At 44.3% G+C, this 13,112-nt stretch carries 12 protein-coding genes and 30 tRNA genes; 9 read left to right on the top strand and 33 right to left on the bottom strand.

Annotated elements, in window-relative coordinates; genetic code table 11:
- Nucleotides 1-74: 74 nt before the first annotated feature.
- Nucleotides 75-1,163 carry a glycoside hydrolase family 3 protein gene (locus V7L31_RS08300; protein ID WP_334695774.1) on the top strand — a complete coding sequence of 363 codons (1,089 nt, stop codon included), beginning with the start codon at nt 75-77 and terminating at the stop codon, nt 1,161-1,163.
- 95 nt (nt 1,164-1,258) lie between these two features.
- On the opposite strand, the gene V7L31_RS08295 is transcribed toward V7L31_RS08300, so the two are convergent.
- The 29 genes from V7L31_RS08295 to V7L31_RS08155 form a co-directional block, all read right to left on the bottom strand.
- Nucleotides 1,259-1,329 (bottom strand) — tRNA-Lys (locus V7L31_RS08295).
- 155 nt (nt 1,330-1,484) lie between these two features.
- Nucleotides 1,485-1,567: transfer RNA gene (locus V7L31_RS08290), tRNA-OTHER, on the bottom strand.
- 6 nt (nt 1,568-1,573) lie between these two features.
- Nucleotides 1,574-1,649, bottom strand: a tRNA-His gene (locus V7L31_RS08285).
- A gap of 5 nt (nt 1,650-1,654) precedes the next feature.
- Nucleotides 1,655-1,728: transfer RNA gene (locus V7L31_RS08280), tRNA-Ala, on the bottom strand.
- Between the two features lie 91 nt (nt 1,729-1,819).
- Nucleotides 1,820-1,893, bottom strand: a tRNA-Arg gene (locus V7L31_RS08275).
- Nucleotides 1,894-1,899: 6 nt separating this feature from the next.
- Nucleotides 1,900-1,975, bottom strand: a tRNA-Val gene (locus tag V7L31_RS08270).
- 5 nt (nt 1,976-1,980) lie between these two features.
- Nucleotides 1,981-2,052, bottom strand: a tRNA-Gly gene (locus tag V7L31_RS08265).
- 8 nt (nt 2,053-2,060) lie between these two features.
- A tRNA-Gly gene (locus V7L31_RS08260) sits at nt 2,061-2,131 on the bottom strand.
- 4 nt (nt 2,132-2,135) lie between these two features.
- Nucleotides 2,136-2,208, bottom strand: a tRNA-Thr gene (locus tag V7L31_RS08255).
- 7 nt (nt 2,209-2,215) lie between these two features.
- Nucleotides 2,216-2,292, bottom strand: a tRNA-Met gene (locus V7L31_RS08250).
- 10 nt (nt 2,293-2,302) lie between these two features.
- Nucleotides 2,303-2,375, bottom strand: a tRNA-Leu gene (locus V7L31_RS08245).
- A 5-nt stretch (nt 2,376-2,380) separates the two neighbouring features.
- Nucleotides 2,381-2,456: transfer RNA gene (locus V7L31_RS08240), tRNA-Leu, on the bottom strand.
- Nucleotides 2,457-2,460: 4 nt separating this feature from the next.
- Nucleotides 2,461-2,534: transfer RNA gene (locus V7L31_RS08235), tRNA-Leu, on the bottom strand.
- A 3-nt stretch (nt 2,535-2,537) separates the two neighbouring features.
- Nucleotides 2,538-2,610, bottom strand: a tRNA-Pro gene (locus V7L31_RS08230).
- 1 nt (nt 2,611) lies between these two features.
- A tRNA-Leu gene (locus tag V7L31_RS08225) sits at nt 2,612-2,689 on the bottom strand.
- Between the two features lie 6 nt (nt 2,690-2,695).
- Nucleotides 2,696-2,772, bottom strand: a tRNA-Leu gene (locus tag V7L31_RS08220).
- 6 nt (nt 2,773-2,778) lie between these two features.
- Nucleotides 2,779-2,854: transfer RNA gene (locus V7L31_RS08215), tRNA-Gln, on the bottom strand.
- 3 nt (nt 2,855-2,857) lie between these two features.
- A tRNA-Gln gene (locus V7L31_RS08210) sits at nt 2,858-2,930 on the bottom strand.
- Between the two features lie 5 nt (nt 2,931-2,935).
- Nucleotides 2,936-3,010: transfer RNA gene (locus V7L31_RS08205), tRNA-Asn, on the bottom strand.
- A 6-nt stretch (nt 3,011-3,016) separates the two neighbouring features.
- Nucleotides 3,017-3,091, bottom strand: a tRNA-Phe gene (locus V7L31_RS08200).
- A 25-nt stretch (nt 3,092-3,116) separates the two neighbouring features.
- Nucleotides 3,117-3,191, bottom strand: a tRNA-Arg gene (locus V7L31_RS08195).
- 4 nt (nt 3,192-3,195) lie between these two features.
- Nucleotides 3,196-3,285: transfer RNA gene (locus V7L31_RS08190), tRNA-Ser, on the bottom strand.
- Between the two features lie 4 nt (nt 3,286-3,289).
- A tRNA-Tyr gene (locus V7L31_RS08185) sits at nt 3,290-3,372 on the bottom strand.
- 7 nt (nt 3,373-3,379) lie between these two features.
- A tRNA-Glu gene (locus V7L31_RS08180) sits at nt 3,380-3,450 on the bottom strand.
- An 84-nt stretch (nt 3,451-3,534) separates the two neighbouring features.
- Nucleotides 3,535-3,606 (bottom strand) — tRNA-Trp (locus tag V7L31_RS08175).
- 3 nt (nt 3,607-3,609) lie between these two features.
- Nucleotides 3,610-3,685: transfer RNA gene (locus V7L31_RS08170), tRNA-Met, on the bottom strand.
- A 4-nt stretch (nt 3,686-3,689) separates the two neighbouring features.
- Nucleotides 3,690-3,762 (bottom strand) — tRNA-Cys (locus V7L31_RS08165).
- Nucleotides 3,763-3,765: 3 nt separating this feature from the next.
- Nucleotides 3,766-3,887, bottom strand: a tRNA-OTHER gene (locus tag V7L31_RS08160).
- A 4-nt stretch (nt 3,888-3,891) separates the two neighbouring features.
- Nucleotides 3,892-3,965, bottom strand: a tRNA-Asp gene (locus V7L31_RS08155).
- 119 nt (nt 3,966-4,084) lie between these two features.
- Between V7L31_RS08155 and V7L31_RS08150 the strand changes: the two genes are divergently transcribed.
- Together V7L31_RS08150 and V7L31_RS08145 are read left to right on the top strand one after the other, a co-directional pair.
- Nucleotides 4,085-4,276: a hypothetical protein gene (locus tag V7L31_RS08150; protein WP_334695773.1), complete on the top strand. Its 192-nt coding sequence runs from the start codon at nt 4,085-4,087 to the stop codon at nt 4,274-4,276.
- A 199-nt stretch (nt 4,277-4,475) separates the two neighbouring features.
- The gene (locus tag V7L31_RS08145; protein WP_334695772.1) at nt 4,476-5,321 is read left to right on the top strand and encodes a polysaccharide deacetylase family protein; all 846 of its coding nucleotides are present in this window, start codon (nt 4,476-4,478) and stop codon (nt 5,319-5,321) included.
- A gap of 166 nt (nt 5,322-5,487) precedes the next feature.
- Here the strand turns inward: V7L31_RS08145 and V7L31_RS08140 are convergent, their stop codons facing one another.
- The 3 genes from V7L31_RS08140 to V7L31_RS08130 form a co-directional block, all read right to left on the bottom strand.
- On the bottom strand, nt 5,488-5,877 hold the full coding sequence (locus V7L31_RS08140; RefSeq protein ID WP_179065916.1) for an alr0857 family protein: 390 nt from the start codon (nt 5,875-5,877) through the stop codon (nt 5,488-5,490).
- Nucleotides 5,878-5,893: 16 nt separating this feature from the next.
- Nucleotides 5,894-6,400, bottom strand: coding sequence for an HNH endonuclease (locus V7L31_RS08135; RefSeq protein WP_334695834.1), 507 nt, complete (start codon nt 6,398-6,400; stop codon nt 5,894-5,896).
- Between the two features lie 114 nt (nt 6,401-6,514).
- Nucleotides 6,515-6,754 (bottom strand): hypothetical protein, encoded by a 240-nt coding sequence (locus V7L31_RS08130; protein ID WP_442944382.1) that lies wholly within the window; start codon nt 6,752-6,754, stop codon nt 6,515-6,517.
- An 83-nt stretch (nt 6,755-6,837) separates the two neighbouring features.
- Between V7L31_RS08130 and V7L31_RS08125 the strand changes: the two genes are divergently transcribed.
- The 4 genes from V7L31_RS08125 to V7L31_RS08110 all read left to right on the top strand — a co-directional run bounded on the left by V7L31_RS08125 (nt 6,838) and on the right by V7L31_RS08110 (nt 10,541).
- Nucleotides 6,838-7,173 carry a hypothetical protein gene (locus V7L31_RS08125; RefSeq protein ID WP_096535028.1) on the top strand — a complete coding sequence of 112 codons (336 nt, stop codon included), beginning with the start codon at nt 6,838-6,840 and terminating at the stop codon, nt 7,171-7,173.
- A 628-nt stretch (nt 7,174-7,801) separates the two neighbouring features.
- Entirely contained in the window at nt 7,802-7,930 is a 129-nt protein-coding gene (locus V7L31_RS08120; protein WP_334695770.1) for a hypothetical protein, read from the top strand.
- The gene (locus tag V7L31_RS08115; protein ID WP_334695769.1) at nt 7,927-9,945 is read left to right on the top strand and encodes a sensor histidine kinase; all 2,019 of its coding nucleotides are present in this window, start codon (nt 7,927-7,929) and stop codon (nt 9,943-9,945) included. Before V7L31_RS08120 ends, V7L31_RS08115 begins: the two co-directional genes overlap by 4 nt.
- Nucleotides 9,946-9,953: 8 nt before the next feature.
- Nucleotides 9,954-10,541, top strand: coding sequence for an SRPBCC family protein (locus V7L31_RS08110; RefSeq protein ID WP_334695768.1), 588 nt, complete (start codon nt 9,954-9,956; stop codon nt 10,539-10,541).
- A gap of 91 nt (nt 10,542-10,632) precedes the next feature.
- Here the strand turns inward: V7L31_RS08110 and V7L31_RS08105 are convergent.
- Nucleotides 10,633-10,705, bottom strand: a tRNA-Glu gene (locus V7L31_RS08105).
- A 121-nt stretch (nt 10,706-10,826) separates the two neighbouring features.
- On the opposite strand from V7L31_RS08105, the gene V7L31_RS08100 reads away from it, so the two are divergent.
- Together V7L31_RS08100 and V7L31_RS08095 are read left to right on the top strand one after the other, a co-directional pair.
- Nucleotides 10,827-10,958 (top strand): hypothetical protein, encoded by a 132-nt coding sequence (locus tag V7L31_RS08100; RefSeq protein ID WP_334695767.1) that lies wholly within the window; start codon nt 10,827-10,829, stop codon nt 10,956-10,958.
- A gap of 74 nt (nt 10,959-11,032) precedes the next feature.
- A complete protein-coding gene (locus V7L31_RS08095) occupies nt 11,033-12,952 on the top strand; it encodes a cation:proton antiporter (protein WP_334695766.1) in 1,920 nt (639 codons plus the stop codon).
- The last annotated feature ends 160 nt before the right edge of the window (nt 12,953-13,112 follow it).

Here is a 13,112-nt window from a genome sequence, read left to right as displayed (position 1 = left end):
GGTGTAGGATAAAAATCTATGTCCTCTAGGTTGAACAACCGAGTTGTTTACCGCACAACTTATAGGTGAAAGTTATGGGTGTATCGCAAGAGCTAAAGCGTTTTGGACATCACCTGATTCTAGGTATTTCTGGCACGACATTAAGCGATGACGATAAACGCGCACTCAATGAATTGAAACCGATTGGGGCGATCTTTTTTGCTAAGAACTTTTTGGATGGCACCCCATATCAGGTTTGGCTGGAAAGCTTCAAGGATTTAAACAGGCAGATACGAGAATACACTGAGCGTGATTCCATGTTCATCACTCTCGATCATGAAGGAGGTCGTGTAATTCGTACACCACTGCCAATTACCCGCTTTCCTTATGCCTTATTGCTGCGATCACACGCTTACGAAGTAGCAAAAGCCACAGCGGTAGAACTAAAATCACTAGGAATCAATTTATCTTGGGCACCCGTAGCCGATATTTTTTCCCATCCCGATAACCCGGTGATTGGGCCTCGCGCCTTTGGTAACACTCCCGAAACTGCTACTCAAGGTGCGCGTGATTACTACCTTGGACTTCGAGATTCAGGAATTTTGGGATGCGCCAAACACTTCCCCGGACATGGAGACACCAGCAAAGACTCTCATATTGAGTTACCAATACTGAATTTAACTCTAGAAGACCTGCGACTTCGAGAACTTATACCTTTCAAAGCCTTAATCGAAGTACAGATTCCTTTGGTTATGACTGTCCATATTTTATTTCCCAGAATAGATGCTGATGTGCCAGCAACCCTTTCCCAGGCTATCCTCAAAACCATACTTAGAGAAGAACTTGGCTTTAAAGGAGTAGTTGTATCTGATGATTTGGATATGAAAGCTATCTCAGATATGTTTATTCAATCTGGTACTGTGGCGCGGTCACTTAATGCAGGCTGTGACTTGTTTATTGTTTCGCGCAATATCAACTCATCATCTTTAGAAAGAACTTATCGGATTGCTGAAGATTTTGCTGATTCGCTCAGTAACGGTAGCTTAGATGAAGCAGTGGTAGAAGCAGCCAGAGAAAGAATTGAGAAACTACTGGCAGTAACACCGCAATATCCCATACATACTTTGGATAAAGATATATTATTGCAACATGCTCAACTAGCGATCGCTAGTTGCTATTCATAACCCAACGCGCATTCAAGTTGCATATTAGCGATTGCCAAAAGGCTAACTTAAAATTGCATTTCTTAATTTTGAATTTTAAATTTTAAATTATTTAGTGGGTGGTATAGGGGTCGAACCTATTTCTGCGGGTTAAAAGCCCGCTGCACAGCCGGTATGCCAACCACCCTAGTTAATTTGAAAAAGAAATGAGCAAGTGCGATCGTATTACACCGCAAGCCTTGTAACACCAACACTAGATATAAATCCACCAGGGAGGTACTGCCCCTCCTATTTCTGTGTTATCAGCACAGCGCCTCACTTTTCGGCTTCAGGTGGAAAAAGAGGAAGATGGAGGAATCGAACCCCTACAGTTGCCCATACCCTGGTTTTCAAGACCAGTTGCCGTCCATTCAGCGGCATCTTCCATTCAGGGGTGTCTGACGGGACTTGAACCCGCTATGACTGGTTCCACAAACCAGCGCCTCGACCACTTTGGCTTCAGATACCATCAGTGGAATCAATGGGAATTGAACCCATAACCTCCTGCTTGCAAGGCAGGCGCTCTAGCCATTTGAGCTATGACCCCATCAAATAAGTAAAAAGAGTAAAGTAAAAACTAAAAAGAAAGAGAAATATTAAATTCATTCTTTTGACTTTTAACTTTTGACTTGTTTAGGCGGGAGTGGTAGGACTTGAACCCACAACTTTCGAGGTAGAAGCTCGAAGCTCTATTCCATTGAGCTACACTCCCAAGATTTGGTAGTCCTGGCAGGAATTGAACCCGCAACATTCTTCTTGTAAGGAAGACACTCTACCAATTGAGCTACAGGACTACGCAAGCGAGTGGAGGGAGTTGAACCCACGCACTGAGTATGGCGTACTCAGATGCTACCGACTACATCACACCCGCAAGTTCAGAGCGGACGGCGAGATTTGAACTCGCACGAAGACGGTGGAAACGTCTCATGCTACCGTTACATCACACCCGCATCAAGCTGGTAACAGGAATTGAACCTGCAACCTACTGATTACAAATCAGTTGCTCTGCCAATTGAGCTACACCAGCACTGTTTTGGTGACGGGGGCAGGAATTGAACCTGCCGATATTCAGGTTATGAGCCTGATGAGCCACCGTTGCTCTATCCCCGCATATTCACCAATACCCCTGACTGGATTTGAACCAGCAACCTCTTCGTTCTAAGCGAAGCGCCTCTTCCGTTGGGCTACAAGGGCAAACTTGGTACTCCCGACAGGATTTGAACCTGCAAAAACTAGATCCTCGGTCTAGTGCGTCTTCCGTTCCGCCACGAGAGCTTAGTACCCCTGACAGGATTTGAACCTGCAAAATCTGGACTCTGATTCCAGCACGTATGCCAGTTCCGTCACAGGGGCATATCGGGATGGCAGGACTCGAACCTGCGACTCCATGCTCCCAAAGCATGGCTTCTCGCCGCTGAATTACATCCCGTTGGTACTCCTGGTGGGAGTCGAACCCACAACGAAACAGATTTTAAGTCTGCCACCTCTTCCAATTGGGCTACAGGAGCAAATTTTGGTACTCTTGGTGGGAATCGAACCCACAACTTACCGTTTTTGAGACGGCAGCCTCTTCCAGTTGGGCTACAAGAGTAGAGTTTGGCAGCCCCGCCAGGACTCGAACCTGGAATCTTCGCCTTCAAAGGGCGCGATGTTGCCAATTACACCACAGGGCTTTATTGCCAGGGCAGGGTTTGAACCTGCAACCTCATCGTTCAGAGCGATGCGACTTACCAATTCGTCCACCCGGCAATGAATGGCTGCCTCAGTAGGACTCGAACCTACAACCGCGCGGTTAACAGCCGCTTGCTCTACCATTGAGCTATGAGGCAACGAAGCCCCCCAGGTCGGAATCGAACCGACGACCTCCTGTTTTTCAAACAGGCGCTAACTACCAACTGAGCTACCGGAGGATAGGAGAAGAGATTATGTAACGAGCGAGAGTGGAGGGATTTGAACCCTCACGTCTTCAGTTTCGTAGACTGAGATGTTATCCAGTTACACCACACTCTCAAAACGGAGAGAACAGGATTTGAACCTGCGACGGGTATTAGCTACCCGTTTCCTCTTAGCAGGAGGACGCTTTTAGCCACTCAGCCACCTCTCCATAGTGGGTCGAGCAGGATTTGAACCTGCGCGCAAAAAAGAACAGTTTTACAGACTGTCGCCTTCAGCCAGACTCGGCCACCGACCCATAATCATTCCCTCGACGAGAATTGAACTCGCATCTGTGCTTTGAAAGAACACTGACTTAACCATTTGTCCACGAGGGCATAATTGACTGAATTTTAGATTTTAAATTTGGGATTAAATTTTTTAATCTAAAATTGGCAATCTAAAATCCAAAATTGTCTGACGCAGGGGCTAGGATTTGAACCTAGAACATCGGATTTGGAGTCACGAGGTGTTACCGTTACACCATCCCTGCATTTGGTGGCAGCGGCGGGATTTGCACCCGCATATACCAGGGTATGAACCTGGGGCTTTGCTGGTTAAACTACGCTGCGACAGAGGTCAGAGCGGGATTTGAACCCGCGCTAATCGGTTTTGCAGACCAACGCCTTACCAACTTGGCTACCTGACCATTTGGGAGTCCCGACGAGATTTGCACTCGCAATCTTCAGCTTGAGGAGGCAGCGCGTTGCGGAGGTTCCCTCCGTTGTAGCGACTGCCGTAGGCTGACGGCTTAAACTATTCGCCTACAGGACTACAACCAGGGTGACGGGACTTGAACCCGCAACATTTCCGCAGACAACGGAACGCTCTAGCCAATTGAGCTACACCCCGATTTTTTGGAATCTGTGCCTAAACTTTGAGATTTTTAGGCACAAATTTTGTTGGTGAACTTGCCCATTTCTTATTTAGTTTTCAAGGTTCAGAAAATTTACTTTTAACTGTTAGAAACTGTGAAGAAAACAACCGAAACTCTAGGTAGCAAGCCTGTTGTGTATTACGGATGTATTCAGTGGTTTTTGATGAGTGCAAAATTAGAATTTTTTTCGTTTATTGCCTCTACTGCCAATGGTTTGCAAGTAAAGGCAGCTTTGCTGACTAAGGATTATGGTTTGTTTCAACGCTTTTCCTTTAGTTGTATGTAGAACGTAACTTTGACTCTTGGGAAGCTTGTCTTTTGCTCCACTACAAATATACTACAAAATACTACAAGAGGTGTCAAGGGGTTTTAGAAAGTTTTTTTGAAATTGTCTAGAAAAGCTTGTGCACTTAGATTTGAACTTGCTAAACCCTCTGAAAAGTCAAACTACAGCTTATGATTGGGTGAGTCTTTAAAAGCCTGACGTGACAGACAACTACCTCAAGCGACAACAGATAATTAGTATTGTCGCGATCGCCTCTAGTATTACAGCTTGTAGTATTGCTCCAGGCACTTCCCCGCAATCCGGGTTGAACCAGCCAGCAAGCAAAATCCATACTGCACTTCAAGATCCAGCAAAGGGCCAAATTAATGCCCAGCTACCGCCATCAGCCAAAGTAGAAAACCCTACTTTTACAGTCCCAGCGAAATTTCAGGGAAAAACAGTTTATAAGGTGCAACCCAGCAACAACGAAAAGGTTATTGCTCTCAGCATTGATGATGGGCCTTGGCCAAAGACAACCCTAGAAATGCTGGATATCCTGAAGCAAAATGATGTTAAAGCAACATTCTTTTGGGTAGGACAAGCTTTACAAGCAAATCCCGACCTAGCCAAGCGTGAAGTAGCCGAGGGACACGCCATCGGCAACCATACTTGGCATCACTGGTATAAGCGAATGGATGAAGCCACAGCCAAAAGTGAAATCGATCGCACAGCCGATTTGATATACAAAACTACAGGAGTCAAAACGGCTCTGTTCCGTCCTCCTGGAGGCTTTTTAAATAACGGACTAGCCGCTTATGCCAAAAGCCAGAAAGACGCTGTAATTATGTGGTCGCTAACTTCCGCTGATACCGATCCTCACGCCAAACCGCAGGCATTTGTAAATAATGTCCTGAAAGGCGCGAAACCTGGTTTTATTGTTTTAATGCATGATGGTGGTGGCGATCGCCGCAGAACTGTAGAAGCTTTGCCACAAATCATCAGTGGACTAAAACAACAAGGCTATCGATTTGTGACAATTCCCGAACTGATGCAAATGAAGGAATGACTCACCTGATTTTAGATTTTAAATTTTGGATTTTGGATTGAGTAATCCAAAATCCAAAAATATTTGTTCTCGCAGCATCTCTCAGAGTTACCCCCGAATTTCAACGTGAGAACAAATCTAAAATCCAAAATCCAAAATCCAAAATTGAGTCACCCGACTATTTCGTTTATTCGCTCAGGACAGAAGCACAAGATTGAGCTTCCTGCCAAAGTTTATGTAAAAAGAACTCAGCGCGATCGCTCATAGCGGTGAAAAACACACCTACAGAATCCTTAGAACTATCTGATAGCCAAGAACCGCGCAGGGTGACTTCCAGATATTCGGTATCGCAAGCACAGAGGGCAATGATTTCTCTGTCATCTCTTTTTACCTCAGCCCTGAGTACTTCTACTCCTGGCAAATCAACAGGAAGCAAAAAGGAAGCGGTAGTGGGTTCAATGCAAAAACTTTGCCCAACTCGCAGGGCTAAAATCACTCGCTGCGCTACCCATTCTTCTAGCGACAGAGTGACACATTCCAAATCAAAACTGCTTTCGGTGTAAGTTAATTTCAGCATTCCTTATGCTCTCCTGTTATTCCAGGCTTCCTTGCATATCTATCCAAAACTGTTCAGCAAAAGAAATCGCGGGGTGAATTGGCGCTTTTGGTTTGGTACGCAGCTGCATACCAGCTTCAAACAGGGTGCGATCGCCTTTACGGGAGTTACATCTTTCACAAGCTGTGACTACGTTATCCCAAGTGTGAGAACCGCCTTTAGAACGCGGCATCACATGATCTAGCGTTAGATGTTTGCCGCTGCCGCAATATTGGCAACTGTGATGATCTCGTCGCAACACTTCCCGCCGATTCACTGGCGGAACTTTCCACATCCGCTCATTGGAAGTGATTGTCAAGCGAATATGTTTTGGCACATCAATTACCAAATTGGGTGAGTGAACTTGCCAGCCGCCTTCTGTGGTAAAACCTAGCGGTTGCGCCTTGTTGGTTACTAACAGCACGATCGCCCGCTTAATATTGACCCGACATAGTGGCAAGTAATTTTGGGAAAACACCACCACAGATTGCTCCAACACTTGCATTGCGTTCGCGCCGCGCATGGAAGATATCGTCACAGCTTAACTCCTTATAAAAAAACCCCCGCTTCAAGTTTTCGGTGAAGCGGGGGTTAGAATTGACCGGAAAATTTTCTGGTCTTATATCGGTACAGGATTCCTTTTTCTGTACCCCCCGCTTTGTTCATCTAGTTGTGGCTTTGCAATTAGTGCAATAATGCTGAGATATTTATAATCATCATTACCTTCTGTGATTTGCCCATGATTCCGGCTACCATCGCCCATAAATAAATACTCCACTTCCATAGCGGCTGATTCCCAATTGGTTCGGCAATTGGTAGCGCACAAAATTAAAGTAGAGGTGGGGTAAATGGATTTCACAGAAAATTTCACCTATTGAACATTCCTTTAAACATACTACACTTGTATTACTATCCTGTCTATACCTTTAAGGAGAAAAACTGATGCATACGATCGCTCGCACCCCAACCACCGATATGGAAGTTACCAGCATCCGCCTAGAACGGGAACTCAAAGATAAGCTCAAAGAAATCGCTGGAAATCAGGGATATCAAGCTCTAATCCGAGATATCCTTTGGAATTATGTCCAGCAAAAATCAGGTGAGTGGAAGCCTAGATTTTCGCGATCCGACATTCGAGCTAGCATAGCTGCCACAGCCCAGCAAGAAGAACGCTGTGTACTAACAGGTCAACTAATTCAACCCCAACAACCGATGTTGTTAGGACTGACGAGGAACGGCGATATGGTTCCTCTGAGTGTCGAAAGCTTGGCTGGATAGTTTTTTATATTCAAACGAATGCAGCCCAGTTATTTTTACTAATAACTGGGCTGCATTCAAAATTTAGCTATCAAGGAAGGCAGTCCCGATGAAAAAAGTTTCAAAAGCCTTGAATGAAAGAATAATTGGGGCTTAGGTACTGGGGACTGGAGATTAGGTACTGGGGAGACAATAGTAACTACTCACTCATAACTCATCACTCATCACTCATTACTCATTACTCATTACTCATTACTCATTACTCATTACTCATCACTCATTACTCATTACTCATAACTCATCACTCATTACTCATCACTCAATATTTTACTGAGAGTTACGGATATCAACTAGTAGCTTGTTAAACCTACTAGGTTTTAAAAAAAATGTCATAAAATTTCATAAAGCTAGGTACGTAATTTTACGTGATGTAAAGGGTAATTTTGCTGGAATTCCAGAGAAATTACGGTTTATGTATACTTACGGACAGGATAAGGTTAGTAAATTATTTTCAGATAGAGCAGTTAAAAATAAGCTAACAGAAGCATTTATAGGATATCTTAAGTATTCTATTACTTATGTACCAATGTAGCAATTTGCTTGATACAGGGGAAATTTGGCCATCTGAGATAGAAAAGGGCTATAACAGGTGAGAGAAAGTATTCACACAAAATTTGTCAACTATCAAGGTGTAGCAACACAACTAACGGTGAAGAATATGCCAACAGGTTGGGTGCAAGAACAATGGAGTTATTATCCAAGGGCGTGCCAAGAATGAAGAAGCCTTTATCATCGCCGCCACATTACGTAGATGACATAGATCGACTACAACCTTACCAAGTCAAGGTGATGCAGCATCAGGAAGAACGTGCCCGCCAGTTGGGACAAAAAATTAACCAAATCATTGCCAATAGCTCCGCTACGGCATTGATGCTGCAAGATATTGCCCAATTACTAGGAGTTGCTTTTCAAGTAGATTGCTGCTGCTTGGTTTCAGTGGCGGATGAAATATCCGACGAAGCAACTACTACTAATTGGTGTGCTGATGAGTATCTAGGGTTGCCACACCCAGAAGAAATGTTTTCGATGGAACAGTTACTTATGCACTCGCCAGTGTTGCAATGTGCTGCCCAACCATTGACTATTGAAGACATTTCCATCATTCAGAACAGTTTGGTAATTGGGTGTCAATCTTTGCCACTACCGATAAAAGCAGTTTTGGCAATCCCCACTCGGTTTGGTGGCAAGAATAACGGAGTGATTAATCTGATTAAATTCCAACCTTATGAATGGAGTGAATCAGAAAAACAATTGCTCAAAGATGTGGAGTCAGCTTGTGCGATCGCTTTTTCTAGAGTGGCACAAGCTCAACTAATTGCTCATCAAGAGCAGTACGTGCAAAAGAGCAAGCAGCATCAAAGCTTGATCAAGCAACTGACCGTATTAAGCCGCAGCAACTTGGAGCTTAATCAAATGCTCCAGTTAGTTATTGCCTCTACTGCCGAATCTCTACAGGCAGATCGGGGTTTGCTCATATCACTGAAGTATACAGATCCACTATTTAGGACTCAAGCTAAAAAACAAATTCCCAAAGCAAGAGCTACTGTAATTGGTGAATGGGCTAGGGAAGCACAAAATTCCCGCACTACTAAACCAGACACCTTAGCTCAATCTTTCTTGATTTCAGAGTGTGGTTTATGCCAGCGTGCCTTCATGGATTCTGGAAAACCAGTAATTTTCGATGACTATACAGACCAAAACGAAACCTTGACAGCGGCTTCATTATTTGCAATAGAGGAATTGCCTGCGGTACTTTTAGTGCCATTAGAGAGCCAAGGTAAAATCTTAGGATTCTTGGTGCTACAGCAATCTGTGATTCGCAATTGGCAACCAGCAGAATTAAATCTTGTGGAAATGGTTTGCGCTCAAATGAGTAACGCCATAATTCAGTCACAGACATTGCGCCAAGTGCAAACTTTGGTAGACGATCGGACGGCGAAACTCCAGAGCAGTATAGAACTTCAGGCAAAATTGCATGAAAAAACACGGCAATATGTCGATCAGCTACGTAAACTTAATGAACTCAAAGATGAATTTTTGAGTAACATGAGCGATCGCCTACGCTACCCCTTGACAAATATGCTGATGTCAATAAAAAATTTGCGTTTGCCAGGGATAGCACCAGAGCGTCAAGCTAGATATCTGGATATTCTTGAGCAAGAATGTTCCAAGGAAATCAACTTGATTAATGACTTGTTGACACTCCAGAAACTAGAGTCGCCTCATGAAGCCCCGCTATTACAATCTATAGATTTAAATACTAGAATCCAGGATATAGCAGCATCTTTTGAGAAAAAACTTAGCGAAAAAGGATTAAGGATTTCTGTAGATTTACCAAAGGATTCGCTAAAACTGCAAACAGAACTGGAGAGTTTTGACCGAATCCTGCAAGAATTATTAACGAATGCCTGTAAATACTCAGAGCAGGATACAATAGTACGCCTGGAAGCGGCTCACCGAGTCGATCAACAAATCGATCAAGTTATCATAAAGGTGACGAATATAGGACGCGCGATCTCTGAAGAAGAAGCGACCTATATTTTTGACAAGTTCCGTCGCGGAAAAGGGCGTTGGACTCCAGGGACAGGCTTGGGACTTGCTCTAGTCAAGTCTTTAGTGCAGCATTTGAATGGAGCGATCGCAGTTGAAAGTCTCCCCATCTCGGATTCTGAACAAAGCGAAATTTGCTTCACCCTGACTCTGCCCCAATTTTCTGACGAAAGCAAACCATAATTCTGAAAGTGACTAAAAAACAGAACACAACAGAGAACCCTGATTTGCAGTCTCCTAGTGATGACACCGACCTAGAAGGGGATTTGCTTGCTCAGGTAGAAATTCAAATTGAGAAAATAGCAGAGCGACAGCGGCAAATTAGTGCTAAAGTCCAAATTCCCCATCCAGTGGAGCAAATCTGGAAGGTTCTGACAAATTATGAAGCCTTACCAGACTTCCTCCCCAACCTCGCCAAGAGTTGCCTAATCGAGCATCCCAATGGTGGAATTCGACTGGAGCAAGTAGGCTCCCAGCGCTTACTGAATTTCAATTTTTCTGCGCGGGTAGTTCTGGATTTGGAAGAATGCTTCCCCAAAGCAATTAATTTCCGTATGGTAGAGGGAGATTTTAAAGGCTTTTCTGGTAGCTGGTGCTTAGAGCCTTATTCCTTCGGTGAGTATCTAGGAACAAATCTGTCCTACACAATTCAAGTTTGGCCTAAACTCACTATGCCAGTGGGAATTATTGAAAATCGCCTGAGTAAAGATTTGCGGTTAAATCTCCTAGCTATTCACCAACGTGTAGAAGAACTAGCCAGCAAAGAACCCCATGCATAACACTTAAACCATCATTCAGGAGTATTACTGGATGATGGTTTTTATCGTTTAACTTCAAACAAAAAGCTTTTGCTTTTTATTCTTTTTTAAGTACCCCCAGGGGAATTCGAATCCCCGTTACCTCCGTGAAAGGGAGGTGTCCTAGGCCTCTAGACGATGGGGGCATCTGACTCAGACCTTTTATAAGTTAACCAATTTCCTCGCAGTTGTCAACAGGTTTTGCCAAAAAAAGTTTGTGGCAGCTAAACTGGGTGGAGGCGAAAGCTTGAAAGAGGATACAAGGATATGGAGACACAAAAAGAAGTTCGTAGATGCTGCTGCGGTCAGCCGCAGAGTTTGTCACTTAACGATGCTGGCGATTTAGGAGGATATACAAATCGAAAAAACGCTAAAGACAGCAAGGAACAAAGGGTATGATGTTGTACCCTGTAGAGTTAATATCTACGGTTTTCTACAAAAGATTTTGAAATAAATCGCTCAAAATCTACAACATGGAAGCATCTTTTGAAATTACTATACAGATGGCGATCGCTGTCTTTGCAGGCATTAGCGCCCAAGTGCTAGCCGCATACCTTCGTGTACCCAGCATCGTCTTGTTATTGCTGTTGGGCATTTTGTTTGGCTCTGATGGCATAGGGTTATTGCATCCCCATTCGCTAGGCACTGGGCTAGAAGTTATTGTCGCCCTCGCAACGGCAATAATTTTGTTTGAAGGCGGACTTAACTTGGATCTACGAGAATTAGGCAGAGTTTCAGTCAGCCTGCAATTGCTTGTCACTCAAGGAACGCTAATCACATTACTTGGTGGGAGTATGGCAGCCCACTGGCTGGGGGAATTTCCCTGGAACATAGCTTTTCTCTACGCTTCCATAGTTGTGGTGACAGGCCCAACCGTCGTTGGCCCTTTGCTTAAACAAATCAATGTCGATCGGCAAGTAGCAACACTTTTGGAAGGGGAAGGGATTTTAATTGACCCTGTAGGGGCTATCCTCGCCTTCGTTGTCCTCGATACGATTTTGAACGGCGATGCTGACCCCATTAACGCGATCGTTGGTTTACTGATGCGTTTGGGTGTTGGTGCAGCAATTGGTGGTGCTGGCGGTTATCTGATGAGTTTGATTTTCAAACGCGCCAGTTTTCTGTCATTTGAACTAAAAAATTTAGTGGTGTTGGCGATACTTTGGAGCTTGTTTACCTTATCGCAAATGATCCGCAGTGAATCGGGAGTAATGACAACAGTAGTTGCAGGAGCAGTATTTGCGAACTCCTCAGTCCCAGAAGAACGTCTTTTACGAAGTTTTAAGGGTCAGCTAACAATTCTCAGCGTCTCGGTGCTATTTATCTTATTAGCTGCTGACCTATCCATTGCGAGTGTGTTTGCTTTGGGTTGGGGTAGTTTATTTACTGTTTTGGTACTAATGTTTGTCGTTCGCCCGATTAATATTCTCTTGTGTACTTGGAACAGCGATCTAAACTGGCGACAGAAATTATTTTTAAGCTGGGTTGCGCCAAGAGGAATTGTTGCCGCCTCCGTAGCTTCTTTTTTTGCGATTTCGCTGACACAGCGCGGCATTAACGGCGGTGATTCCATCAAAGCTCTGGTATTCCTCACAATTATTATGACTGTTGTCTGCCAAGGGCTAACAGCTGGTTGGGTTGCTAAATGGCTGCAAATCACTTCTAAAGACGCAATTGGGGCAGTAATTGTGGGTTGTAATCCCTTGAGTCTTTTGATTGCCCGGTTTTTTCAAGAACGGGGAGAAAACGTGGTCATGATTGATACTGACCCCGAATGTCTTGTACAAGCTGAGGCGCAAAATCTCCGGGTGATTGCCAGCAGTGCCCTAGATGCTGCTGTTTTGGAAGAGGCTGGACTTGCCTCTATGGGTACTTTTTTGGCGATGACGAGTAATGGTGAGGTGAACTTTGTTTTGGCTCAACGAGCCGCAGAGGAGTTTAATCCGCCGCGTGTCTTAGCTGTTTTCCCCCGCGATCCGCAGGCGAGTACTTCGGTTAGTAATAAAGTTAATCAAGCTTTTATCTCAGATTTAGCAATTAAAACTTGGAATGAATATCTGAATGATGGGCGAGTTAAATTGGGGACAACTACGCTGAATGAGTCGGAATTTTCTACTCAATCCGATCGCATCCAAGAAAAGATTCGGACTGGGGTGTTGATACCGCTATTGATAGAACGAGAAGAACGTTTACAGGTAATGCCAGCTAACCAAGATTGGGAAATTGGCGATCGCATTATTTATCTGTTATACGACCCCAGACCTAGCCTTTTAAAACGTTTATCTGGTGCCACCCAATCCACTCCCCTCTCTTTAGAAAAGTTACCGGAGGTTGAAGACCTATCCCTCGCCCAATTATCTCAACTTTCTACTAGTGAGGCTCCTGGGGTATGAGGGGATTGGGGACTGGGGACTGGGGACTGGGCATGGGGCATTGGGCATTGGGAGAAAATAACTCCTAACTCCTAACTCCTAACTCCTAACTCCTAACTCCTAACTCCTAACTCCTAACTCCTAACTCCTAACTCCTAACTCCTAACTCCTAACTCCTAAC

The sequence above is a fragment of the Nostoc sp. genome (genome assembly GCF_036916655.1).
GTDB lineage: Bacteria > Cyanobacteriota > Cyanobacteriia > Cyanobacteriales > Nostocaceae > Nostoc.
Note: the sequence above shows the minus strand (reverse complement) of the source record. Positions and strands in the feature narration are given on the sequence as shown.